Annotated in this window: 20 protein-coding genes and 1 riboswitch; of the genes, 13 read left to right on the top strand and 7 right to left on the bottom strand. The window is 39.2% G+C overall.

Translation table 11 applies throughout. The annotated features are described in order from the left end of the window. Positions 1 to 139: 139 nt before the first annotated feature. From ACY9Z2_RS00530 to ACY9Z2_RS00515, 4 genes are read left to right on the top strand one after another with little or no spacing between them, the layout of a single operon-like run. Positions 140 to 1387, top strand: coding sequence for a carbohydrate ABC transporter permease (locus ACY9Z2_RS00530; RefSeq protein WP_463608264.1), 1248 nt, complete (start codon positions 140 to 142; stop codon positions 1385 to 1387). After that, positions 1387 to 2226, top strand: coding sequence for a sugar ABC transporter permease (locus ACY9Z2_RS00525; protein WP_463607639.1), 840 nt, complete (start codon positions 1387 to 1389; stop codon positions 2224 to 2226). The genes ACY9Z2_RS00530 and ACY9Z2_RS00525 overlap by 1 nt, the downstream gene beginning before the upstream one ends. 33 nt (positions 2227 to 2259) lie before the next feature. Then, positions 2260 to 4614, top strand: coding sequence for a glycoside hydrolase family 31 protein (locus tag ACY9Z2_RS00520; RefSeq protein ID WP_463607638.1), 2355 nt, complete (start codon positions 2260 to 2262; stop codon positions 4612 to 4614). A 32-nt stretch (positions 4615 to 4646) separates the two neighbouring features. Then, positions 4647 to 5666 carry a LacI family DNA-binding transcriptional regulator gene (locus ACY9Z2_RS00515; protein ID WP_463607637.1) on the top strand — a complete coding sequence of 340 codons (1020 nt, stop codon included), beginning with the start codon at positions 4647 to 4649 and terminating at the stop codon, positions 5664 to 5666. 297 nt (positions 5667 to 5963) lie between these two features. Here ACY9Z2_RS00515 and ACY9Z2_RS00510 read toward each other — a convergent pair whose 3' ends face one another. Beyond that, on the bottom strand, positions 5964 to 6353 hold the full coding sequence (locus ACY9Z2_RS00510; protein ID WP_463607636.1) for a ribonuclease HI family protein: 390 nt from the start codon (positions 6351 to 6353) through the stop codon (positions 5964 to 5966). Positions 6354 to 6495: 142 nt separating this feature from the next. Between ACY9Z2_RS00510 and ACY9Z2_RS00505 the strand changes: the two genes are divergently transcribed. Together ACY9Z2_RS00505 and ACY9Z2_RS00500 are read left to right on the top strand one after the other, a co-directional pair. Continuing rightward, positions 6496 to 7179, top strand: a complete 684-nt coding sequence (locus ACY9Z2_RS00505; RefSeq protein WP_463607635.1) for a uracil-DNA glycosylase — start codon at positions 6496 to 6498, stop codon at positions 7177 to 7179. A gap of 78 nt (positions 7180 to 7257) precedes the next feature. Further along, on the top strand, positions 7258 to 8349 hold the full coding sequence (locus ACY9Z2_RS00500) for a hypothetical protein (protein ID WP_463607634.1): 1092 nt from the start codon (positions 7258 to 7260) through the stop codon (positions 8347 to 8349). Between the two features lie 351 nt (positions 8350 to 8700). Here ACY9Z2_RS00500 and ACY9Z2_RS00495 read toward each other — a convergent pair whose 3' ends face one another. After that, the gene (locus tag ACY9Z2_RS00495; protein WP_463607633.1) at positions 8701 to 9099 is read right to left on the bottom strand and encodes a helix-turn-helix domain-containing protein; all 399 of its coding nucleotides are present in this window, start codon (positions 9097 to 9099) and stop codon (positions 8701 to 8703) included. A gap of 203 nt (positions 9100 to 9302) precedes the next feature. On the opposite strand from ACY9Z2_RS00495, the gene ACY9Z2_RS00490 reads away from it, so the two are divergent. Next, entirely contained in the window at positions 9303 to 9476 is a 174-nt protein-coding gene (locus tag ACY9Z2_RS00490) for a hypothetical protein (RefSeq protein WP_463607632.1), read from the top strand. Between the two features lie 55 nt (positions 9477 to 9531). On the opposite strand, the gene ACY9Z2_RS00485 is transcribed toward ACY9Z2_RS00490, so the two are convergent. The 3 genes from ACY9Z2_RS00485 to ACY9Z2_RS00475 form a co-directional block, all read right to left on the bottom strand. Beyond that, positions 9532 to 10992, bottom strand: a complete 1461-nt coding sequence (locus tag ACY9Z2_RS00485; protein WP_463607631.1) for a sodium/proline symporter — start codon at positions 10990 to 10992, stop codon at positions 9532 to 9534. Positions 10993 to 11025: 33 nt separating this feature from the next. Beyond that, on the bottom strand, positions 11026 to 12030 hold the full coding sequence (locus ACY9Z2_RS00480; RefSeq protein ID WP_463607630.1) for an ornithine cyclodeaminase family protein: 1005 nt from the start codon (positions 12028 to 12030) through the stop codon (positions 11026 to 11028). 150 nt (positions 12031 to 12180) lie between these two features. Next, complete coding sequence (locus ACY9Z2_RS00475) at positions 12181 to 13347, bottom strand: NAD(P)/FAD-dependent oxidoreductase (protein ID WP_463607629.1); 1167 nt, start codon at positions 13345 to 13347, stop codon at positions 12181 to 12183. 154 nt (positions 13348 to 13501) lie between these two features. On the opposite strand from ACY9Z2_RS00475, the gene ACY9Z2_RS00470 reads away from it, so the two are divergent. Further along, positions 13502 to 14674 (top strand): CdaR family transcriptional regulator, encoded by a 1173-nt coding sequence (locus tag ACY9Z2_RS00470; protein WP_463607628.1) that lies wholly within the window; start codon positions 13502 to 13504, stop codon positions 14672 to 14674. A gap of 91 nt (positions 14675 to 14765) precedes the next feature. Here the strand turns inward: ACY9Z2_RS00470 and ACY9Z2_RS00465 are convergent, their stop codons facing one another. Further along, positions 14766 to 15371: a restriction endonuclease gene (locus ACY9Z2_RS00465; protein ID WP_463607627.1), complete on the bottom strand. Its 606-nt coding sequence runs from the start codon at positions 15369 to 15371 to the stop codon at positions 14766 to 14768. A 135-nt stretch (positions 15372 to 15506) separates the two neighbouring features. Here ACY9Z2_RS00465 and ACY9Z2_RS00460 point away from each other — a divergent pair, with 135 nt between their 5' ends. Next, complete coding sequence (locus ACY9Z2_RS00460; RefSeq protein WP_463607626.1) at positions 15507 to 16511, top strand: asparaginase; 1005 nt, start codon at positions 15507 to 15509, stop codon at positions 16509 to 16511. Between the two features lie 55 nt (positions 16512 to 16566). Here the strand turns inward: ACY9Z2_RS00460 and ACY9Z2_RS00455 are convergent, their stop codons facing one another. After that, positions 16567 to 17400, bottom strand: a complete 834-nt coding sequence (locus tag ACY9Z2_RS00455; RefSeq protein ID WP_463607625.1) for a YitT family protein — start codon at positions 17398 to 17400, stop codon at positions 16567 to 16569. Positions 17401 to 17566: 166 nt separating this feature from the next. Here ACY9Z2_RS00455 and ACY9Z2_RS00450 point away from each other — a divergent pair, with 166 nt between their 5' ends. The 4 genes from ACY9Z2_RS00450 (at position 17567) to iadA (ending at position 23755) form a co-directional block, all read left to right on the top strand. Then, positions 17567 to 19357 carry a methyl-accepting chemotaxis protein gene (locus ACY9Z2_RS00450; RefSeq protein ID WP_463607624.1) on the top strand — a complete coding sequence of 597 codons (1791 nt, stop codon included), beginning with the start codon at positions 17567 to 17569 and terminating at the stop codon, positions 19355 to 19357. Between the two features lie 586 nt (positions 19358 to 19943). Then, positions 19944 to 20041, top strand: a riboswitch (cyclic di-GMP riboswitch). Between the two features lie 113 nt (positions 20042 to 20154). After that, positions 20155 to 20616, top strand: coding sequence for a chemotaxis protein CheX (locus ACY9Z2_RS00445; protein WP_463607623.1), 462 nt, complete (start codon positions 20155 to 20157; stop codon positions 20614 to 20616). Positions 20617 to 20662: 46 nt separating this feature from the next. Further along, a complete protein-coding gene (locus ACY9Z2_RS00440) occupies positions 20663 to 22357 on the top strand; it encodes a methyl-accepting chemotaxis protein (protein ID WP_463607622.1) in 1695 nt (564 codons plus the stop codon). A gap of 249 nt (positions 22358 to 22606) precedes the next feature. Then, entirely contained in the window at positions 22607 to 23755 is a 1149-nt protein-coding gene (iadA, locus tag ACY9Z2_RS00435; protein ID WP_463607621.1) for a beta-aspartyl-peptidase, read from the top strand. Positions 23756 to 23764 lie beyond the last annotated feature (9 nt).

Below are 23764 nucleotides of genomic sequence, written 5' to 3'. Positions count from 1 at the left end.
AGATCGTACATGTATTGAAGCATATTTTAATAGATCATATAAGGGGGGAGATTTTTTGTCTGTTCCATCTAAGAAGCAATCTATTACTCACTCATCAGAAAGCCGTTCACCAAAAAAATTACATAGCCCAAAAAATGCTATGATTCTTTCGATAATATTTGCAGGGTTAGGGCAATTATACAACCGAAGATTCTTGAAAGGATTTATTTTTATCATTATCGAAATAGCATTCTTATTAACGCTTTTAGATTCGATTAATTTCGGTCTATGGGGGCTACGAACGCTAGGTACTATTCCTGGAACGGATCACTCTATACGACTTCTTGTATTTGGAGTTTTATCGTTGATAAGCGTTGTTATACTGGTAGCTCTATATGTATTCAATGTATTAGATGCGCGTAATCAGGCTAAAAAGATTCAAAATGGTTGGAAGCCTAAGAAGCTAGGGGAATCAATTAGAGAGGCATACGATAATGCTTTTCCGTACTTGATGACTTTTCCTGGATTAGTTCTCATGATATTTGTCGTTGTGTTTCCACTGTTATTTTCCGTGTTGCTTGCATTTACAAATTACAATCTTTTCAATTCACCACCTCGTAATTTAGTTGACTGGGTTGGCTTTGACAATTTTGTTGATTTAGTAACGATACCTATTTGGCAGGATACATTTTTGAGTGTATTTTCCTGGACAGTTGTTTGGACAGTTGTCGCAACAACACTTCAAATAGCAGTAGGTCTTTTTTTAGCAATCTTAGTGAATGACTCAAGGGTTAAGTTTAAAAAGCTAATTCGTACTATTTTAATTCTCCCATGGGCTGTTCCAGCATTTGTAACCATCTTAATTTTCTCTGCAATGTTTAATGACGAATTTGGTGCGATAAATCGAGATATTATTATCCCATTGTTTGGTGGGAATGGTTTACCTTGGTTAAGTGATCCGTTTTACACTAGAATTGCGTTGATTATGATCCAAACTTGGCTTGGTTTTCCATTTATATTTGCACTATTTACAGGTGTATTGCAAAGTATCTCAAAGGATTGGTATGAAGCGGCGGACGTTGATGGGGGTTCTCGATTACAGAAGTTTCGCTTTATCACGTTTCCTCATATTATGTTTGCGACTGCACCATTACTGATTATGCAGTATGCACAAAACTTTAATAACTTTAATATTATCTACCTATTTAATGAAGGTGGGCCACCGGTGAGAGGACAAAATGCTGGTGGAACCGATATTTTAATATCATGGGTTTATAAACTGACCTTCGATACAAACAATTACAGCATGGCAGCAGTTATCTCGATTATTATGGGGTTAATTGTTTCTGGTTTTGCATTTTATCAGTTTAGACGTACCAGATCCTATAAAGAAGAGGGTGAAATATAATGAAGCAAAAAACGAAATCGAAAATCGAAATGGTGTTTATTTATCTGATAATAGCCATAGTATCTATTATTATATTTTATCCGTTACTCTGGACCGTAGGAATGTCGCTGAATGAAGGTAGTAGTTTGTTTTCGTCAAGTATTATTCCGGAAGACTTTTCATTTGAACATTATCAATGGTTGTTTAGTGGTGAAAGTAATTATTTATTATGGTACAAAAATTCCCTTATTGTCTCGACGGTAACAGCAGCGGGTAGTGTCATCCTGACATCACTTGTTGCATATGCCTTTTCGCGGTATCAATTTGTCGGACGAAAGAATGGATTATATGTTTTTTTACTATTGCAGATGTTTCCTGTCATGATGGCGATGGTAGCTTTGTATATTTTCTTAAACATGATTGGCTTACTTGATACGTTAACAGGGTTAATTCTGATTTATTTAGGTGGACAGATCCCATTTAATGCGTGGTTGGTTAAAGGATATTTTGACACGATTCCACGTGAGCTTGACCAAGCAGCAAGGATAGATGGTGCTGGACATTTAAGAGTATTTTGGAGCATTATGCTTCCGCTTGCTAAGCCAATTTTGGCGGTAGTTGCACTGTTTAACTTTATGATGCCACTGTTTGACTTCTTACTACCGACCATTGTCCTTTCAAGCGAAGAAAATTATACATTGGCTGTTGGCTTATATAACTTTATAAATGACCAATTTTCCAATAATTTCACTCGATTTGCTGCAGGTTCAATTTTAGTAGCCATCCCAATCGCAGCTGTTTACTTATATTTACAGCGCTATCTCATTTCTGGTCTAACTGCTGGTGGATCAAAAGGATAAACAAATAGATATAAAGAAGCAGGAGGCAAATTGATGTTAGAAGATACTAGTTTTGCAATACATCCAGACAAGAATAAACAGTCCCATGCTACAGGATATCGGGATATTGGTCGTGTAGTAGATTATAGAAAAAGCGACGGTACTTATCAGTTTACATGTGCGAATGGACACGTAACAATTCAATTTTTCACACCTTCGATCGTACGGATTGTGATGAATCCTGAAGAGACACCAGTACTAGATAAGTCGAGGGCAGTTATTGCTAAGCAAGAACATGTACAGGTTGTCGAAAAAGTTGGAGCAGATGCGATTACACTAAAAACAGATAAGCTTGAGTTGGTAGTCAATCAAACTCCGTTTCGTGTAACTGCTTTTGATTCAATAGGTTCTATCATCCTTGATGATGGGGAATATGGAATGGGGCATAAAGTTTCAGGTGAAGTCATTGCGCATAAAGTAATGGACGATGCGGATCGGTTTTATGGTTTTGGTGAAAAATCTGGATTTCTCGATAAGCGCGGTGAAAAATATACGATGTGGAACACAGATGTGTACGCACCACATAATCCAGAAACCGATCCATTGTACGAATCAATTCCTTATTTTATGACACTTCGTAATGGGCATGCGCATGGGGTATTTTTTGATAATACATTCCGAACTGTTTTTGATATGCGATCATCGGATGATACGTATGCATTCATGGCCGAAGGCGGTCAACTAGATTACTATATTATGATGGGACCAACCCCGAAAGCGGTATTGTCTCAATACACACATCTAACTGGTAGAATGCCACTTCCACCAAAATGGTCACTAGGATATCATCAATCAAGGTATAGCTATCAATCAGAGCAAGAGGTACGTGACATTGCAACTAATTTTCTGGAACGTGATATACCAGTAGATGTTATTCATTTGGATATTCATTATATGAACGGGTACCGTGTATTTACGTTCGATAAGGAAAAGTTTCCTGACCCTGAAAAGATGATTGCTGACCTACGCGAAATGGGAATTAGAATTGTTCCAATTGTTGATCCGGGCGTGAAAAAGGATGCGGAATATGCAGCTTATCAGGAAGGTGTTCTTGGTGATCATTTTTGTAAGTACATGGAAGGAGAAATTTATTATGGCGAAATCTGGCCAGGCACGAGTGCGCTACCTGATTTCACTGATGAAAAGGTTCGCAAATGGTGGGGCGAAAAGCACACTTTCTATACGAATCTAGGAATTGAGGGTATATGGAATGACATGAATGAACCCGCGGTTTTTAATGAAACAAAGACAATGGACGTAGCGGTTATGCACCGCAACGATGGTAATCCAACAACACATCGTGAATTGCATAATGTGTACGGGTTATTGATGGGTGAAGCAACGTATGAGGGCATGAAAGATCAACTGAAAGGAAAACGGCCATTTTTACTCACGCGTGCTGGTTATGCTGGTGTGCAGCGTTACGCCTCCGTATGGACGGGTGATAATCGTAGCTTTTGGGAGCATCTGCAAATGTCCTTACCGATGTGTATGAACCTTGGCATATCAGGGGTTCCTTTTACTGGGCCAGATGTTGGTGGTTTTGCCCATGATACGAATGCAGAACTGTTGGTACGTTGGACACAAGTTGGTGCATTTACCCCGTATTTTCGTAATCATTCGGCGATTGGTACACATTATCAAGAACCGTGGCAATTTGGACCTGAAAGCGAATCGATTATGAAAAAATATATTCAGATGCGCTATCAATGGATGCCGCAGCTTTATTCATTATTTTATCAAGCAAGTACAACAGGTCTACCAGTTATGCGCCCATTGTTGATGGAATACCCACATGATGCGAAAACATATAATTTGAATGATCAGTTTATGATTGGTGATAATGTGATGATTGCTCCGATTATGGCACCGGGTGTTCGTGATCGCGCTGTTTATTTTCCAACAGGCGATTGGGTTGATTTTGTGGATGGAACTGTCTACGAAGGCAATCAAACACATCTAATTCATGCAGAACTTGACCAACTTCCTGTTTTCGTGAAAAAAGGAACTGCACTTATGCAAGGTGAGTGGACATCAAATAAAGATAAAACACCACATCATGTTTGGATGGACATCTTCGCAGGAGCTGCTGGAGATAAATATACATTTACGTATTATGATGATGACGGTGAAACATTTGCATATGAAAAAGGCGAGTATCTGAAGCTAGAATTAGAGGTTCTGTGTGAGGAGAACGCCGTTCATGTGAATGTGTTAAACCATGAAGGTGATTTTACCCCATCTTACGAAGCTATAGAATTGCGAATTCACGGTATAGCTGAAGGGGCTGGAGTTTTCATAAATAGCAGTATAGCACGTGACAATCGAATGATATCTTTAGTAAAATAGAACTAAATATGATGTAGAGGGTGGATGATTGAGTGAGTGTAACAATTAAAGATGTAGCAAAAGCAACAGGTGTATCGCCCTCTACTGTTTCACGAGTAATCGCCGATAATGCAAGCATTAGTCCTGAAACAAAGAAGCGTGTACGAAAAGCGATGAAATCCTTAGGGTATCATCCTAACATAAATGCACGAAACCTCGTGGCAAAATCAACGAAAACAATTGGTGTGATTATGCCATCATCTGCAGATAAAGCATTACAGAATCCATTCTTCCCAGAGATTTTGCGAGGAATTGGATCGTATATTCATGGTATGCAATACTCGTTATTTTTATCAACGGGTGATACAGAGGAAGAGATTTTCGAGGAAGTGCAACGGATGGTATATGGTAGGTATGTAGATGGTGTTATTCTGCTGTACTCTCGGGCGAATGATCGGTTAACCCATTTTTTACGCGAACATGATTTTCCATTTGTAATTGTAGGTAAGCCGTATGAATACATGAATGAGATTACATACGTTGACAACGATAACTTTGCAGCTGGGAAGGAAATTACAAAGCATTTGATTGAATTAGGGCATAATAAGATTGCCTATATTGGCGGCTCAAAGGATTTATTCGTAACTACTGATCGGCAATATGGCTATGAATTAGCAATGCAGGAAGCAGGTCTAGCTGTTCCTAAATCGTATACATTTCATGCTGAGTTTTTAAAATCTGGGGGACGTGAAGCGGTAGAGCATTTATTTTCACTTGCTGATCCTCCAACAGGACTTGTTATTAGCGATGATTTAATTAGCTTCGGTGTAATAAGCATGTTAGAGGAGTTTGGTCTATCTGTTCCAAATGATGTTTCCATTGTTAGTTTTAACAACGTTTATTTATCCGAAATTATTCGACCTGCATTGACAACTGTAGATGTTAACATTCACGCACTAGGTGTTCAATCCGCTAAGGCGTTAATTGAAAAAACAATAGATAAGAGTGAGCCTCCAAAGCGAATCATGATTCCACATACAATAGTATTCCGTGATTCAGCAAGTAGGTTATAAAAGTAATGACAATCCTGTAGAGATAATTCTGCAGGATTTTTTAAATGTGAGTACACGTGCTGGGCAGTGAGAAGGGGGCGGCACTAAGGGGGACTTGGGAGAGAGCAGGGGGAAGTCGGGCCACGATAACGCAGACTTGGGCGGGAGCTGCAGGAGGTCGGGCGGCGTCATCGTGAAGTCAGGCGAAAACTGCGTGAACTTGGGCGACGACAACGTGAACTCAGGCGAAAGCAGCCCGAACTTGGGCAACACCAGCACAACTCCTTGTCACACCAGTGCAAATTCAGCTAACAAAACTCACTGCCCTCGCATCGCTTCCCTCGCCAACCGATCTGCATGATAATTACTTTTCTCCGGAATCCATTTAATAAAAAAATAGGGAAACAGGTTTGATTCTTCTCTAATTCTTTCAAGCAATGGGAGGAAGGTCTGGTTTTTCGTTTTATCTTTTTCAATTGTATCCACCACGAGCTGAGAATCCGATCGGAATGAGAGAATTTCACCCGGGTATTCCTTTTTGCATATTTCTAATGCCTTTAAAATAGCGTGAAACTCTGCTTCATGGTTTGACATGACTCCTAATGGAAACGTGTATTCATACGTTTTTCCATTTACCTTTATATACACTCCAGCTCCACTTTGGCCGGGGTTTCCACTTGTCGCTCCGTCTGTGTAAACCGTAATCACTAGATGAACGCTTCCCTTCTAGATGGTCTATATCAATTGTAAAATATATGTTGGAATGATACTAGCAAAAGGTGTGATTGACGATAGAAATAGGGAATTGTAAGCTTGGTACAAATAGATTATACGAGAGGAAGCATACAGAATGGCGAAACAATTTTTACAAAATGATTGGGCAGAGCTTTTAGACGCGGAATTTTCGAAGGATTATTACGTGGCGTTACGTGAATTTTTGAAAAAAGAATACGCTACACAAACTGTTTATCCGGATATGGATAATATTTTTAATGCACTTCATTATACTCCTTTCCATCAAGTCAAGGTGGTTATTCTGGGACAAGATCCGTACCATGGACCAGGGCAAGCGCATGGGCTAAGTTTTTCGGTGAAACCAGGTGTTGCAATACCGCCGTCCCTTAGGAATATTTTCAGAGAAATGAAGGATGATATCGGTTGTGCCATCCCTGACAATGGTTACCTTGTTCAATGGGCGAAGCAGGGTGTGTTGTTACTAAATACTGTTTTGACCGTACGCGCTGGAGAGGCGCATTCTCATCAAGGGAAAGGTTGGGAGACATTTACAGATCGAGTGATTACCGCATTAAATGAAAAAGATACACCGGTTGTGTACATACTTTGGGGACGTGCTGCTCAAAACAAACAAGCATTAATTGATACGGGCAAACATTATGTGATTAAAGGTCCGCACCCGAGCCCATTATCGGCTCATCGTGGATTTTTTGGAAGCAAACCATTTTCAAAGGCGAATCAGATGCTGGAGGAAAGTGGACAGGATGGGATTGATTGGGGAGCGGTAGCACGAGATTAATTGGTGTTTTAATTTGTCATTATAAGGGTACATTTTCCAAAACATACAAGATTGTACAACGAAGAGGAAGTGAAAAATGTGCTGAAACGTATTATTATTCTCTCTATCATCCTTGCTTTTACCTTACTTACTGCGTGTAGCGAAACCAATGAAAAGGACAAGCCAAATAGTAAGTCAAATTCTGAAAATCAAACGAATGTACAGCCAAAAGAGGATGCGCAAAAGCTTGACAAACAACCGTTTGAGGCAATTGATCCTCCGGAAAATGCGAAGTCATTAGTTGAAAAATATTCAAACGAAGAACAGAAGCTGATGCCTGCTGCCGAAGCCCATGGTGGAGATCGCACAAGATCAGTTCCGTTTGGGCAAACGTTATTGGAAGGGAAGAAGGATTTATCGAATGGTCCGCTAAAAAATTATCGTTTGGTAGCCTTTTATGGAACACCATTGTCGCCGAATATGGGGATTTTAGGTGAATATCCGTCTGAAAAAATGATGAAAAAATTGAAGCAGCAAACAGCCTCCTATTCGGAGGCTGATCCTGACCGGCCAGCTGTTCCAACAATTGAATTGATCGCAACGATAGCACAACGTTCTCCTGGTCCTGATGGAAATTATGTATCTGAACCATCCGAAAAGGTAATTGATCGATATGTTGAACTTGCTAAGAAGCACAATGCCCTATTGCTACTAGATGTTCAGCTAGGACAAGCTCCTGTTATGGAAGGAGTAAAAAAGTTAGAGGAATATTTGAAACTGCCTTTTGTCCACTTGGCAATTGATACCGAATACAGTGTCGATGAAGGTGAAGTTCCGGGAGAAGATCTTGGCCATGTAGACGGTGCTGCTATTCAAAAAGCAGTTCGATACATGGACATGCTTGTGGAGAAGCATAATATTCCCGATAAGTTAGTGCTCGTCCATCAATTCGGTGAGGGGATTGTCACTGGTAAGGATCAGGTTAACCCGACGGATGATGTTGAGGTAGCTCTGAACTTTGACGGTTTTGGTGACGCAGCAGTGAAAATGAGTGCATATGGAAAATTGGTAAAGGAAAAGCCTATCCAATACACTGGTTTTAAATTGTTTTATGAAAAAGATGATCCACTGCTTTCACCAATGGAGGTATTGAGGTTAGACCCAGCACCGGCTGTGGTGAATTATCAGTAGTATTTTAAAAGCTTGGTTTCCAGTATGTGAAAAGTAACTGGAACCGAGCTTTCGTGGTGCGGGAAAATACTGGCCAGATTATGAAAATACAAGCGAGATTGCGTGAAATACTGGCTGGATTTTTAAAATACAAGCTAGATTCAACAGAATACAAGCCAGATTTTAAAAATACAAGCCAAAACAGGTGGAAAGCACGCCATTTGGAAAATACGAGCCATATCACGTGCTTTACGATCCGAATTCGGAAAATACGATCCGAATTGAGCGAAATACGATCCGAATTTGAAATTTACGATCCAAATTCCATTCATTACGATCCGAATCCACACAAATCGAAATCCAGTGTTACGTCTAACCTCGCATCTTAGCTTTCTGATACGTCCATTCAAAGTGTGAACTAAGGTCTTTTATATCCTCTTCATTTAAAATAGCCCATTTATCCGTTTGTAAAAAATATGGAGTTTCAATGCCCTTTTCTTCAAATAATTTAAGAACTTCTGCTAGAGCTTCAATCCGTGGGCCAGTACCGCTTACTTGCCCCGGTATGTAGTCTCTGCCTGTAATAATGTAATCAACCGAAACATTATATAAAGCAGATAGTTCTTTTAATGTATCGTATGAGGGTATGCGATCCTCTCGTTCGTAGTTACCATAGGCGTTTGGTGAATAACCGAGCTTAAGGCTAACTTCTTTTTGTGAGTATCCATGTTTTTCGCGTAAGTTTTCCAATCGATGCCCAAATCCGTTCATGATAACACCCCTTCCATTGGGGTGAAAAATATCACAAACTGTGTGATAAAACGTAAAAACACACGAAATGAGTTTAAATTATTTATGACACTCAAATTGTGTGTTTTATAGTCTGTTTCAATTAAATGAAAGTATATTATAAATAACAAAATTTTACAGTCTTTTCATTATAAACAGATAATTGTCGAAGAGGGGATAAGAAGATGGGGTCACGTGTATCTTTTGAAGAAATTTTTAGTCAAAATGAACAACTGATGCGTTATTATGTTGGTCAAAAAACATTAGATGCTAGTTTGGTTCTGCCTATTTGGTACAAGAAACGGGCGCAAGGGGTGTTGGTTACATATTTTGAAAGTATAATACGGGAAATAGATTAGTTATTAAAAAGAGCTGTGCAGACCGCTAACCAAGCGGTCTGCAGAGACATAAGAATTACAACACTTTTTCCTCCATATCCGACTCCACATTCTCATTTTTATCTGGCATTAGTAAACTAAATACAATTCCAAAGAACGCTGCGATGAAAAATGTTGTGAATTTAGATGTAATGATTCCTTCGAGTGGTGTACTGATCCATAGAATTGTAGAGAGTAGCCCAGCAAGAATGGTTGCGACGACACCTGCGCTTGAGTATTTTTTCCAGAAGAAGGTCATCAAAATAGCAGGAGAGAGGGTACAGCCGACTCCAGCCCACGCCCAGCTGACAACAAGATAAAGTAATGAATCGGAAACGAGTGCTATAATCATGCCAATGATCCCGAATACGACGACAGAAATTCGGGAAATCCAGATCAATTGTTTTTCCGTTAGTTGGATACCCATTGCTTTATGGATGATATCCTCACTGACTGAGCTCGTAACAACCATTAATTGTGAATCGGCTGTGGTGATGATTGCAGCTAGGACACCAGCGAGTAAGATTCCGGCAATCCAAGTTGGAAATAGGTCAAGAATCATAGTAGGTAATATGATTTCTACATCGGCAAAAGATCCCTGACTATACATGGCGATTGCACATAGCCCGATTAAAAATGCTCCTCCATAAGCAAGAAATGTCCAGACAATGGCAACGATGCTTCCCTGGTTGGCTTCTTTATCGTTTTTTAGTGCCATAAAGCGTGCGCTAAGCTGTGGTTGACCACCTAAAAAGCCGAAGAACCAGGAGAAGTTATTGAAAAATAGTACCCCAAGTGCAAATCCTGTTAAACCGCCAAACCAGCTGTTATACGAACCTCCTGCTTCGACAAGTGAATGACTGATTGATAGGTCATTTGTATTGATGTAAATTAAGGCAACGATTGGTAATGCAACTAAGGTTACGAGCATCATGATACTTTGGATCATATCGGTCCATACAACGGATATAAATCCTCCTGCAAATGCGATAACAATGATAACGATTGTGGCAAGTACGACACCGGTTGTATGTGACATGCCAAATGTGGTGAATAGCATTTTTCCAGCACCAGCCATTTGTGCTCCTACGTAAAACATGAGGAATCCAGCAATTAAAATACTTGTTAACCAGCGAATTACATTAGCTTTTTGACCGAAACGCACTGCTAAGTAATCTGGAAGTGTTAGGACATTGTATTTGTCTGTTTCGCGCATGAATTTTTTCGCTAGGAATAACCATGCGAAGATGATTCCAGATCCAATTCCTGCTGCAACCCAAAAGGAAGCAAGTCCGGTTGTAAACACAAATCCTGTATATCCGAGTAGTAACCAGGCGGATTCACCAGTTGCTCGTTCAGAAAAGGCTAGCGCCCAGCCGGGAAGCTTTTTTCCACCAAGCAAAAAATCCGAATGTGTTTTACTGTTCTTACTGAAGTAGTAACCAATGGCTAAAATTGCAATACAGTAGACGGCAAACTCAATCAATATAATATTCATCGTATTCCCCCTTAAATTTGTACTGCTTTTACCTTATTCTAGTTTTTGTCCGGCCCCCTTTTCGACTGCACGTTGATAGATTGCATTTGTGACAACAACATCAAACAGCGCCATTCCGGTTGATTTAAAAACAACCGTCGTGTCGCTAGGTGTACCTGATTTTGATGAAACAAAACTCGCCATCGTTTGGATGGAGTCTCGTGTTATCCAATTATTTTCAAGTGGTGTGGTGATGTCACCGGATTCTTTGATGGCATCTTCCGTGTCGACATAAATGGTATTAGCTACTTGATAAAGAGAAGGTGGAAATTCTTGCATGGTTGGTTGGAACGAGCCAATGCCAATGATTAGCTTATTTCTTAGTAACTCGGGTTTATCTGGGAGTACTGGTGATCTTGAAGTGGTTGCGGTAATGATAACTTCTGCATCGCGAATGGCAGCCTCTGTTGTATCCATTGGATGAATATTGACGCTTTGCCCAATCCATTGTTGTAGTGACTTGATGAAGGAAGGTATTTTTTCAGGTGAGCGATTATATAGATAAATATCAGTAATAGGGCGTTCCGTACATGCAGCGACAGCCTGATAGAGGCCTTGGACACCCGTTCCGATGATGGCTAGTTTTGATACATCGGCTTTTGCTAGATGGCGGATAGCAGAACCACCGATAGCACCTGTCCGAAATCCAGTAAGAAAAGATCCGTCAAGGATAGCCTTGATCTCACCATTTTCCTGACTGTTTAAAATAACAAGCCCATGTAATACTGGGTGGTCAGTATTATTCGGGAAAGAGGTGATGAGCTTCGTGCCAATTGCCTGTTCCGTCATGCATGGCATGAGCAGTAGAGTGTTGTCGTTATCCGTGAGTTGGGTTCGTAAAGGCATTTGAAAATTTTTAGATTGATAGACTTCATATGCCGTATCGATCGCGTCGATAACATCTTTCATTGTGACAGCTTGTAAAATGTCATGTTTATTTAAATAGAGCATCGTACCATCCTTTCTAATTTTAATAGTAGTGCATAAGCAGGTTCCCATCACGCAACGACGGTTGAGATTCGCGCATGATGGTCTTGAAATCGCGCATTAGGTAGGTTACTGCGCGACAATAAGGTGATGTTGTGCGAAATCACACGGTTGATGCACGGTTTTCTAGTATAATGGTGCGATTTAGGCGGAATTTATACATTAAACAATCGCGCCTTCAATCAGTAGATCTTTCTCAGCAAATCGTTCGAACCGAAGTGGCGTAAGATCGAGTGTTTGGTAGTTTCCTGTTCTGATTAACTCGGATAACCCTTTTCCGACGGCGGGTGCCTGTTGCATCCCATGTCCGCTAAATCCGCAAGCTAAATAGTAGCCTTTGAGATTTGGGTGCTCACCGATAATTGCATTTTGGTCGATGGTATTATGGCTGTACATACCTGCCCAGCCACTGGCAATCTTGGCCCGTAAAAAGTTGTCAATACGATTACCGAGAACTGGCCACAATTGTTCTAGAAAAAAGTCCCGCGACCACTTGAAATCAATGCCGGGTTTCACTTTTTCGGAATAACCAGTGATAATGCTTTTTCCTTCGTGGCGAAAATATACACCTGTTGGATCGACGGTTAATGGTAGGTCGTATGTTAGTGGTTCGGCTATATCAAATTGGATAATCTGTCTTTTTAATGGAACGACCGGGACTGGGCAATTAATTTTTTCACTTAACGCGGGTGCCCACGGGCCGGCACAATTGATCACAATCGGTGCCATGTATTTGTCACCGTTAGCTAATTCAACACCGGAAGCGCCTTGCTCATTCGTTAGTATCGTTTCAACAGGTTCGTAAATATAGGATGCACCAAGCTGTTTCGCTTTTTTTACATAACCTTGCATGACGGAATAGGGGTCTAGGTAGCCATCCTCGGCGCAATATAATCCTCCTTGCAAATCGTCGATGTTTAACTCAGGAATAATGGTTCGTAATTCTTCAGGGGTTAGGAAATCAGATGGAACGCCGTATTGACGTTGCAATTTGCATTGTTTTTGGAGTTGATCAAGGTTTTCATTTTTTGCTAGAAATAAGTAGCCTCGTTGTTTAAAATCTATCTCGGCTTTGTCGCCGTTATTAGCCATTTCTTCTGGAAATGTTTTGTATTTTTTCAGGCTGTAGCGACTTATTTGAATGTTAATGGCCGTTGTGAATAGTTGCCTAATTCCACCAGCACTCCTTGGAGTAGAGGAATATTCGTATACATGATCTTTTTCAAAAACGATTATTTCGCCGTTAAAGCCATCATTTAGTAGATTATATGCAACGCTTGACCCAATAACACTTCCACCGATAATGATTATATCTGTATTTTTTTGCAAAATACCACCTCTGATTGTAAGTTACTTTTTTTATTTATAACGTAATTGCTTAGGTCAAGTCTATGGTCAAGTTATACAAAATAATGATGGATTTTTACAATTATAAAAATTGTGATAATATGAATAACAGGAGAAAGTACGGAGGGATAGTAGGATGGATGGATTCGTACAATTTGCACAAAAGACAGTGAAAGCGGTTTCAGAAGTAATAGCTTTTCCGATAAGTGTAAGTGATGAACATGGGCGGATTATTGGTGACACGAATCAGGAGCGAATCGGCACCATGCATAAACCATCCATTGAAGTGATTAATGCGAACAAGGTGATTTTGTTTACGGAGGAAGCGGCAGCAAGCATGGAAAATGTACTTCCAGGAGTTGCTGTTCCGTTGATTTTTGATAACAAGCCAGTCGGTGTTCTTGGAATAATTGGCGATCCAGATGAAGTTGAGAATTACGCTTATTTGGTCAAAAAATACGTAGAAATGATGTGGCAGGAAACACTGCATGTTCAAATGGAGAACTTGGAAACGATGACGTTAGAGTCATTTGTGCAGTATATTCTATTGAATAAATCAGTGAGTGCTGGTCAGATGAACCATTATTGTAAACTGCTTACAATTGAGCCCCAGGTAGACCGCGTCTGTATTGTCGTGGATATTGGTGATTACTTGCTACGAAATGTTCAAGACAATGGTGGGGCAATTCCACGTGATCGGTTGAAAAAAACGTTGCTTGATTGTGTTAAACGAACGTTTGATGAAGGTAAGCAAGATATATGCGGGTTCTTGAATACGGAGCGAATTGTATTTTTGAAATCGGTTGAGGATGAAGCAGATTTTTATAAAGGTTTTCCTGAACGTTGTGAAAAACTGCTTGAAATGTTTAAGTTGTATCATGTGGAGGATGTGAGGGTCGCTTCTGGTAATCGTGCATCTTCTATTGAAAATCTAAATGAATCGTATGCACAGGCAGATTGGTTGATTGGGTACGGAAAGGATGCTGAAGGGGATAAGTGCATTTTTTCGCTATACGACTGGAATATATTAATTGATATTTTGCCTCACCATATCGATACGAAGCTACGAAAGATTTTAGTGCAGCGATTGAAGGCACTAATAACGTGTGAAACCTTTGCGGAATTGAGACATGATTTCATGACCTATTGCAATCATAATATGAATATTAGCCAAGCCGCAAAAGCGTTGTTTGTTCACCGAAATACGTTAATCTATCGACTGAAGAAAATTGATAACCTGACTGGATTATGTACAAGTAAGTTTGAGCACTGTACGTTGTTGTATTTTGTTTTGAAAGAGGAGGGGTAGAGAATGAGGTCATTAGATGTCATTTTATAAGTGGTGTAAAAACCAATTACCATCGGTTCTTTCTAGGTAATTGGTTTTTTAATTGGTAAACCTAAACATAATCAGGTATTGTTTTCAAAATATCTTCTTCCAAGTATTCTAATCCCTCTAGCCATAATTCTACTAACCGAATTCCATCTACTAGCTCAATATTTAATCCTTTTGCATATTGTCTTGCAGGTTCAGTAAATGAACATGTTGTAATGACATAACCACCAACTGCATTTTGTTTGACCATATTGGAGTGTAGTATCGCAATAGGTCCAAAATCCATGTCCTTCATCAAACATTTTACTTGCCCTAAGTACAATCCATCTTCAACTATGTGCTCAAAATCGACACCGTGATCCCCGACCGGTGGCGACACCCAAGTTGTTCCTCCTCGTGCTACTTTAAATACCTCTGCGACAAAATGTTCAAACGTAAAGGGGTCCTGTTTGACAAACAAATCATTCTCGATAATTTTCGGATTATACTCTTCTTTTTCTTTACGAAATTGTAAATATAAGCCCATTGCTAATGTTTGTTTCAATTCCTTACTTCTATGAATGTGTTTTTTTAGTAATTTCGTCTTCAGGTTTTCTCTATTTCTAGTGATTCTAAAATGAATGTAAGATCCAATCAGGTAAACTGCTATAAAGATTTCTACTAGTAACATATTAAGTCCACTCCTTTTTTAACCGGTATAGGCAAAAATACTATAAAATATACCGTATATGAGGTGTAATAGGTTATGAATTCCGGCTTTGTGATAATATTAATAATAGATTGTTAGGACGAAAGGAATGAGAACATGGAACAGAACAATATCGTTAAAGTCAGACGAGGGAATCACACGGAAAGTTGTCATCATGTACATATCGCTGTTGTCAATTCAAGAGGCGATTTGCTTCATCATGTCGGAAATCCAAACGGAAAAATATATGCACGTTCTTCTACAAAGCAGATGCAGGTTATACCATTAGTAGAAACTGGTGCGGCTGATTATTATCATTTCAGTGACACTGATCTAGCGCTTTGTACTGGTTCACATAGTGGTGAAATCATCCATACTGACAGAGTTTTAGCTATTTTAAAGCGAGTTGGACTTGATGAATCTGCTCTGAGATGTGGGGTCCATCCACCTTTTTCAAAGAATACATATGAAGACCTTCTACATCGTCAACAAGAGGTAACACCTGTTTTTAACAATTGCTCTGGTAAACATATTGCGATGGTGGCGGCAGCAAAATTTATGAAGGAATCAATTGAGGATTATTATGCTATCGAACATTCTGTGCAACAACGGATTACGAAGACAATTGCTGAAGTGTGCGATTATCCGAAAGCAGATATTGATATTGGGGTTGATGGTTGCGGGGTTCCTGTTCATCGATTACCGCTTGAACGCTACGCATACGGTTTTGCTAGAATGGCAGATCCCGAAACATTAGGTGCTGAACGTGGAAAGACTGTTCAACGGATAACAAATGCAATGACGTTATTTCCAGAAATGGTAGGTGGAACCGATCGCTTCTGTACCGATTTTATGAAAGCTGGCAATGGAAGATTTTTTGGAAAAGCTGGTGCAGAGGGTGTCTACTGCATTGGTGATACGGAAACAGGCATTGGAATTGCTGTAAAGGTAGCGGATGGCAACGATCGAGCAGCAGCCCCAGCAGCGATTGAAGCGATGGTGCAGCTCGGATTACTAAATGATGAGCAACTGGAGCATCTGAATAAATACCATCATCCAAAGCTACGTAATGCGCGAAATGAAATAATAGGCGAGCTAGTTCCAAGTTTTCGATTGGTGTAACGTTACGTTGGAAAAAAATAAAATTTAGGAACCTGGCAATTTAGCCAAGGTTCCGTTACCTTCCTTTATACCCTTTCCGAAATATCTCCTGTACGTTATGGACCGTTACATATGCATTAGCGTCGATTTCTTCAATGATTTTTCGGAGTGGAACGATCTCATATTTATTGATGACGAGGTATAGGACCTCTTTATTTGCTTTCGTATATCCCCCACGTCCCTCCAGAATCGTTAAGCCACGCAACATTTTGTTCGTAATTTGTTCCAATACTTCGTCCGGGTGCTTGGAAATAATCATTACGGCGGTTCGTTCATTTGCTCCTTCAACAACGATATCGATGACTTTGGCCCCTACATACACGGAAATCAACGTATACATCGCTTTTTCCTGTCCGATGATAAAAGCTGACCCCGCAATAACGATAATATCGATTACAAGCATTCCTTTTCCAATACTCCATCCTAGAAGTAAATTTGATAATCGTGCTAGAATTGCTGAACCGCCAGAGGTACCTCCTGCACGGAAAATAAGACCAAGTCCCAGACCTACAGTTAAGCCTGCGAAAAGTGCGGCTAGTAATGTATCCTCACTTACTTCCTGTCCGATATCAACAGTAAGATGCAGGAATAGGGATGAGAAAATAATAGAAACAATTGTATACCAAATTACTCGTTTATCGAAAAATTTGTATCCGACAGCTAACAATGCAGTGTTGAAGACGAAATTAACAATTCCTGGAGACCATTCAAATAAATAATAGGTAACAATGGTTATCCCGATGACCCCACCTTCCGAAAGGCGATTGGGTATGACAAAGTAGTTGATTGCAATCGCAAAAATGAGTGATCCAATTATGATTAACAGGATATCTTTTATTGTTTTATTCATAGGGTACCTCCTTCACAGAAATGAATTAACTATAAGTAGTTTATCATGAAAAATCGTCGAGATTCTAATACACAATCTAACGATCAACTAATAATTAAAAAATATTGCAAAAATTTGTTGAAGTTTGTCAACTCTAATCCGATAGTACTAGTAAGGGGGATTAGATATGAAGAAACTACGATTAATTAAGTACAAACTGCCATTATTTATGATGATTTTATTAATCATCCCATTACTACTAGTAGGATATTTTTCGTACCAACAAACAGCAATACTAGAAAAAGCGGTGCTTCAAAAAGAAGATATTGAAGCAATGTCTTCCAAATCGAAAGAAATATTTTCATCTTATGAAAATGGGCTAACGGAAATTACAAAGTCAGCCGAGATGAAACACGATACATACACGTTTGAAGTAGAAGAGACAAAAGAATATGTGAACATGCCAACTGTTAACGATCCTGAGAAAACTACTTTTTATGAATCATACTTGAAAGAAATCTCAAAGGAATACGATGAATACTTACTTAATTTGTATATGGCAACAGACAAGGGTGCCTTTTACTTAAATAACATTCCACCAGAGGAAGTAGATTTAACCAAATATGATCCTAGGACAACGGAATGGTACACAAAAGCAATGGAAGGTAAGGGCGAAGTAATCTGGACACAGCCATATATTGATACTGGTACTGGAAAATCAACGATTACATTAGCGAAAACCATTACAAATGAGGGTGGACAAGTAATTGGTGTAGTTGGAATGGACTTTGAAATGTCAAAGCTTGCGACACTAATACGTAATGATATTTTACAAACTACCTTAATTACCGCGGCGCTCTCTATCCTAATTGGACTTGCAATTGTATTTTTCTTTGTACGAGGTTTTGTCCGAAATATAAGAGAAATCCGCCATGGAATGAAAAAAATAGAAGAAGGCGATCTTACTGGAGAACCAATTGTCATTAAAAGTGGTGATGAGTTAAGTGAACTTGCGCATTCTGTCAATGCGATGAAAGAAAACTTATACGCAATTGTTAATCGGGTTGCGCATGCATCAAAACGTGTTACCGGACAAAGTGTTGAACTTATTCAATCATCCAATGAAGTAAAGGATGGAAGTATGCAAATCGCTTCGACGATGCAAGAGGTATCATCAGGAGCAGAGACGCAGGCGAATAGCGCGACAAATTTAGCCGAACTAATGGAGCAGTTTAATAGTAAAGTAGAACAGGCTTACGCAAATGGTCACGATGCTGCGGCTTCCACAGATAGTGTTCTGGCAATGACTGCAGAAGGTAATGAACTGATGAAAAAATCAGTTACACAAATGCAGGACATTGACCAAATTGTTAGCGCAGCATTAGAAAAGGTTAGAGGTCTAGATTCTCAATCAAAAGAGATTTCTACACTCGTTTCTGTTATTAAAGATGTGGCAGATCAAACAAATCTACTAGCCCTAAACGCTGCAATTGAGGCTGCCCGTGCTGGAGAGCATGGTAAAGGATTTGCGGTAGTGGCGGATGAAGTTCGAAAGCTTGCAGAACAAGTAAGTGATTCTGTCGAGGAAATTACAACGATTGTTAGTAGAATACAATCGGAATCGAATGGCGTTGCGCTGTCGTTGGAAGATGGATATAAAGTGGTTGACGAAGGTTCAAAACAAATCAATGTAACCGGTGAAACGTTTGAAAAAATTAATCAATCCGTAACCGAAGTGGTGGATAAAATACAGACGATCTCCGGTAACCTAAAGGATATCTCAGAAAATAGCGTGCAAATGAGTAAATCTATTGAAGACATTGCCGCTGTGTCTGAGGAAACTGCAGCAGGTGTTGAAGAAGCGGCTGCATCCGCTGAACAATCTAGTAGCTCAATGGAAGAAGTTTCTACTAGCGCAGACGAATTAGCAAAATTAGCAGAACAATTAAATGAGCAGGTTATCCGGTTTAAGCTGTAAGCGAGAGAAAACCCTTGGAATCATTCTTATATGATTCCAAGGGTTTTTTTTATGTGGAGAAGCTGGTTTGGAACTTTCGTTTACTTTTTTTATCTGTGCAGTTGAATTTCAGGTTGATTCACAGGCCGGGTATTCGCTTTGTACATGTGAAACTCAGATTTTCTTTGTTTTGCAACGCTTTCTATTGAAAGGAAAGAGGTAAGCGGACCCGACCCCAGATACCTTATTTGGTCAATAGTTGCCTAAGGGGGTCTGTTCGCGGACACAGGATTCCTTATACGGTTGTAAAGTAGTGTTTTCATCGTGGTTTTATCTAAATAAGGTACTCTGTGTCCGCCTAACCCAATAAACATGCCCAAAAAGTAAAAATAAGGTATCGTGAGTCCGCTACTGAGCAGACTTCGCTCAAGTGAATCTAGGGAGGGTGATTATATCTCGATTTACACTGTCAAAACAATTAATTGGCTAAAATTACCTAACCTCCTAATAAATAAAGCTTAATATTTTGTCTGATCTTGTCGATAAAAGTAGTAGAATTCGTCAAACAAGAAAATATCTAGTATGTCTGAAATCTAAAAAATTATCTACATGATAAAGGCAAACCATTCGAAAGGGTGGGACGCAAAGCTCTAGGGTCTAACGTTTGGGAGTATAAACCTAAATTATGGTCGCCTGGCTACCAATAGTACGATTCTTCATTGTAATTGTTACGTAAAGTCTATTGGCAAATCTATTATTTTTAATAGAGTGGCCAATTTTTTTAATGTACGACATACGGACAAAGGGGTGTAATAACTATGACAATTACAATGGAAGAAAGAAATAGGTCTGTTAAAGAATTATTGAATGGGACGTATGCATCGATTAAAACAGTAGTGCCGATTAATCACGAGATTGCTAAACCGAAATTATTGGATCAACTTTTATACATTCAGTTTGGGGTTTTAATTGGAATTATTGGGGATGTCAAAGGGAAGCTAGTTTTATCAGGCGAAACGACTACTTTCGGTTCAATTGGCCAATCGATGTTTGGTATGCCAATTGGTGAGGAGATGCTTTCTTCTTTTAGTGGTGAGTTAGGTAATATGATAGCAGGTTCATTATCGACAAGCATTGTAAAAGAGGGCATTAATACGGACATTACGTCCCCTACCATTATTGAAGGTAACACCAAATTGTCAGGATTTAAACAAGCAATTCATGTAAATGTGGCGTTTGAACAGACTGGCGACCTTGAAATTTATTTATTGTTGGATTGATTAAAATCATAGCAAAATACTATCTAGAGAATGGAGTACTACATCAATGAAAGATTTATTCAAGTTTAAAAGTATTAGAACAAAAATATTGCTTGGCTTTTCCATTATTATTTTACTAGCAGTTATTCTAGGGGCTTATAATTATATTACATTAAAAAATATACAAAACGACACTGAGGAAATAGTCGATGAGCAGTTACCGCTACTTATATTAGATGAAAAACTCGCGTATAACATGGTCAATCGAACTTCATTACTTCGTGGATTTCTTTTATACGATGACCATGGATATCGAATGTTATTTGAATCTGGGATTGAAGAGAGCATTAAACTAGAAGAGCAGCTTCTTAAATTGAGTGATTCGAAAAAAGTAAGAGAACTTATCGATAAAAAGATAGCGTGGGGAAAGGCTACAGACAAAGTGTTTGCGGCATATGATAGTGGAAACAAAAAAGAAGCAATGAATATACTGTCAACGGAAGTAAAGGCTCTTGAAGACGAAATAATTAAAGGATTTAGGGAGTTAGCTGAAAATAGGGAAGCACAAATTAACGAAGCTGGAAAAGATATTTTGGTAAAAGGGGAAACAAATTCTCTAATTGCTCTAATCGTTTCGGCTCTAGTAATTCTAATTGGTATTGTCATTGCGATTTTAACGTCAAACATGATCACCAAGCCTTTGGTAAACGTAATGAGACGAATGAAGTCAATAGCTAAGGGTGACTTAACAAATAGCGATTTAAAGTCAAATTCAAAGGATGAAATTGGACAACTCGTGGTTGCTACAAATGAAATGACAGGGAATATGCGGGAGTTGCTTACCAAAATCAACAACGTATCCGATTCGGTTACTGGGCAGGGTGAGGAGTTGACACAGTCTGCTAACGAAGTGAAGGAAGGTTCTATGCAAATAGCCACAACCATGCAGGAGTTGGCAACCGGTTCTGAAACACAGGCGAGTAGTGCGAGCGATCTAGCATCCACGATGTTATCATTCACTTCTAAAGTAGAAGAAGCAAATAGTAAAGGTCAACGGATTCAATTGTCATCAGACGAAGTTTTAGGTATGACAACGAAAGGTAGTCAATTGATGGAATCATCAACAAAACAGATGGCGATGATCGATAAAATTGTGCAGGATGCGGTTCAAAAAGTACAAGGATTAGATCAACAATCACAAGAAATCTCGAAGCTTGTATCCGTTATTAAGGATATTGCTGAACAAACAAATTTACTTGCCTTAAATGCAGCAATAGAAGCTGCACGAGCGGGTGAACATGGTAAGGGATTCGCAGTTGTTGCTGATGAAGTTAGAAAGCTTGCAGAACAGGTATCATTATCTGTGACGGATATTACTGGTATAGTTGATACGATACAAAAAGAATCAAGTAACGTGACGGAATCGTTACAGAGCGGTTATGCGGAGGTTGAGATTGGTACGAATCAAATTAAAACTACTGGTCAAACGTTCAACGGTATTAATTCGGCAGTTGTCGAGATGGTAAATAATATTAAAACGATCACAGCTAATTTATCTGACATAGCATCGAATAGTCATAAAATGAGTAGTTCAGTAGAAGAAATTGCCTCTATTTCAGAGGAATCTGCTGCTGGAATAGAACAGACCGCTGCATCATCGCAACAGACAAGCAGTTCAATGGATGAAGTTGCATCAAGTTCTGATCATTTAGCAAAATTAGCCGAAGAACTAAATGGTTTGGTTCGTCAGTTTAAACTTTAGTAGAAATAGTAGAAAAAGATTTGTAAAGCACCCAAGATGTTAGAAATTATCTAACGATCGGGTGCTTTTTTGGAATACAACATAATTGTAAATTGCAACAAATTTCGATAATCTAATTTTACACTGATGGGAAAGTTTTTATGGTTATCAGTATAAGGGCAACTAAGGCTTTCGCCATTAAAGCTTGGCGATAAGCCAAGTTTTCTAAATTATAATTTTTTATAATCGCATAAGGAGGCATGCTCCAAAATGAACACGCTTATTAAAAATGGTGAAATATACAGCCCACATTATATGGGGAAGCTTGATTTATTAATGATTGGCGAAAAAATAATAAAAATAGGCAAACTGGATGAAGAAAAGCTACTTTCTATTGGTTTGGATCTCAATGTTGTTGATGCAGAGGGAAACATAATTACACCTGGTTTTATTGATCCACATGTTCATTTAATTGGCGGAGGTGGTGAAGGAGGATTTTCAACAAGAACTCCTGAACTGCAATTAAGTAACATCGTAAAAGCAGGGATTACAACGGTAGTGGGATGTTTAGGAACAGACGGTACAACCCGTCATATGTCCTCTTTACTGGCTAAAGCAAGGGGATTGGAGGAAGAGGGAATAACCGCTTTTATTTATACTGGAAATTACCATGTTCCGACTCCTACTATTACGTCATCTATTAAAGATGATGTCATACTAATAGATAAAGTGATTGGGGCAGGGGAGATTGCACTCTCCGATTCCAGATCGGCACAACCTTCGATTCATGAAATTGCAAAGTTGGTAGCTGAAGCAAGAGTTGGTGGTTTACTAAGCAATAAAGCAGGAGTTACGCACTTTCATATAGGTCCAGGAAAAGAACGTCTTTCTTTTTTGCATAAGATTCTGGAAGACTATGAAATTCCACCATCCAAAATCTATGCAACACACATTAATAGAAGTAAAGAACTTATGGATGATGCTATTAATTTAGCTAATAAAGGTGCATTTGTTGATATCACCGCTGATGAAGAAACGGTTGATTTAATTACATATTATAAGCAAAACGGCGGGGACATGAATCAGTTGACAATATCTTCTGATGGGAATGGAAGCTTGCCCAAGTTTGACGCTGCGGGAAAACTTGTTGGCTTCGGTGTTGCCAGTCAGCAAACATTGTTTAATCAAGTAACTTCTGCCGTAAAGGATTATCATTTACCGCTTGAAGAGATATTATCACTGGTCACCCGTAATACAGCAAGTGCGTTGTGTTTGGATTCCAAGGGAAAAGTGGAAGAAGGCGCGGATGCTGATGTACTAGTTTTGGCAAAGGATTCGTTAGAGCTTGAACATGTTTTTGCGAAAGGTCGCCACATGGTCAAGGATAAGCATGTGATTGTTAAAGGGACGTTTGAGTAGGGTTTATCT

It is taken from the genome of Virgibacillus sp. GM2-2 (assembly GCF_055329585.1).
The sequence above is the reverse complement of the archived record's forward strand: the minus strand, read 5'-3'. Positions and strand labels throughout refer to the sequence as shown.

Excerpts from the sequence above, each read along its gene's own strand:
- ACY9Z2_RS00530 (WP_463608264.1), top strand. The coding sequence starts at position 140 with ATGATTCTTTCGATAATATTTGCAGGGTTAGGGCAATTATACAACCGA.
- ACY9Z2_RS00525 (WP_463607639.1), top strand. The coding sequence starts at position 1,387 with ATGAAGCAAAAAACGAAATCGAAAATCGAAATGGTGTTTATTTATCTG.
- ACY9Z2_RS00520 (WP_463607638.1), top strand. The coding sequence starts at position 2,260 with ATGTTAGAAGATACTAGTTTTGCAATACATCCAGACAAGAATAAACAG.
- ACY9Z2_RS00505 (WP_463607635.1), top strand. The coding sequence starts at position 6,496 with ATGGCGAAACAATTTTTACAAAATGATTGGGCAGAGCTTTTAGACGCG.
- ACY9Z2_RS00495 (WP_463607633.1), bottom strand. The coding sequence starts at position 9,099 with ATGAACGGATTTGGGCATCGATTGGAAAACTTACGCGAAAAACATGGA.
- ACY9Z2_RS00490 (WP_463607632.1), top strand. The coding sequence starts at position 9,303 with ATGGGGTCACGTGTATCTTTTGAAGAAATTTTTAGTCAAAATGAACAA.
- ACY9Z2_RS00485 (WP_463607631.1), bottom strand. The coding sequence starts at position 10,992 with ATGAATATTATATTGATTGAGTTTGCCGTCTACTGTATTGCAATTTTA.
- ACY9Z2_RS00480 (WP_463607630.1), bottom strand. The coding sequence starts at position 12,030 with ATGGGAACCTGCTTATGCACTACTATTAAAATTAGAAAGGATGGTACG.
- ACY9Z2_RS00470 (WP_463607628.1), top strand. The coding sequence starts at position 13,502 with ATGGATGGATTCGTACAATTTGCACAAAAGACAGTGAAAGCGGTTTCA.
- ACY9Z2_RS00465 (WP_463607627.1), bottom strand. The coding sequence starts at position 15,371 with ATGTTACTAGTAGAAATCTTTATAGCAGTTTACCTGATTGGATCTTAC.
- ACY9Z2_RS00460 (WP_463607626.1), top strand. The coding sequence starts at position 15,507 with ATGGAACAGAACAATATCGTTAAAGTCAGACGAGGGAATCACACGGAA.
- ACY9Z2_RS00455 (WP_463607625.1), bottom strand. The coding sequence starts at position 17,400 with ATGAATAAAACAATAAAAGATATCCTGTTAATCATAATTGGATCACTC.
- ACY9Z2_RS00450 (WP_463607624.1), top strand. The coding sequence starts at position 17,567 with ATGAAGAAACTACGATTAATTAAGTACAAACTGCCATTATTTATGATG.
- ACY9Z2_RS00445 (WP_463607623.1), top strand. The coding sequence starts at position 20,155 with ATGACAATTACAATGGAAGAAAGAAATAGGTCTGTTAAAGAATTATTG.
- ACY9Z2_RS00440 (WP_463607622.1), top strand. The coding sequence starts at position 20,663 with ATGAAAGATTTATTCAAGTTTAAAAGTATTAGAACAAAAATATTGCTT.
- iadA (WP_463607621.1), top strand. The coding sequence starts at position 22,607 with ATGAACACGCTTATTAAAAATGGTGAAATATACAGCCCACATTATATG.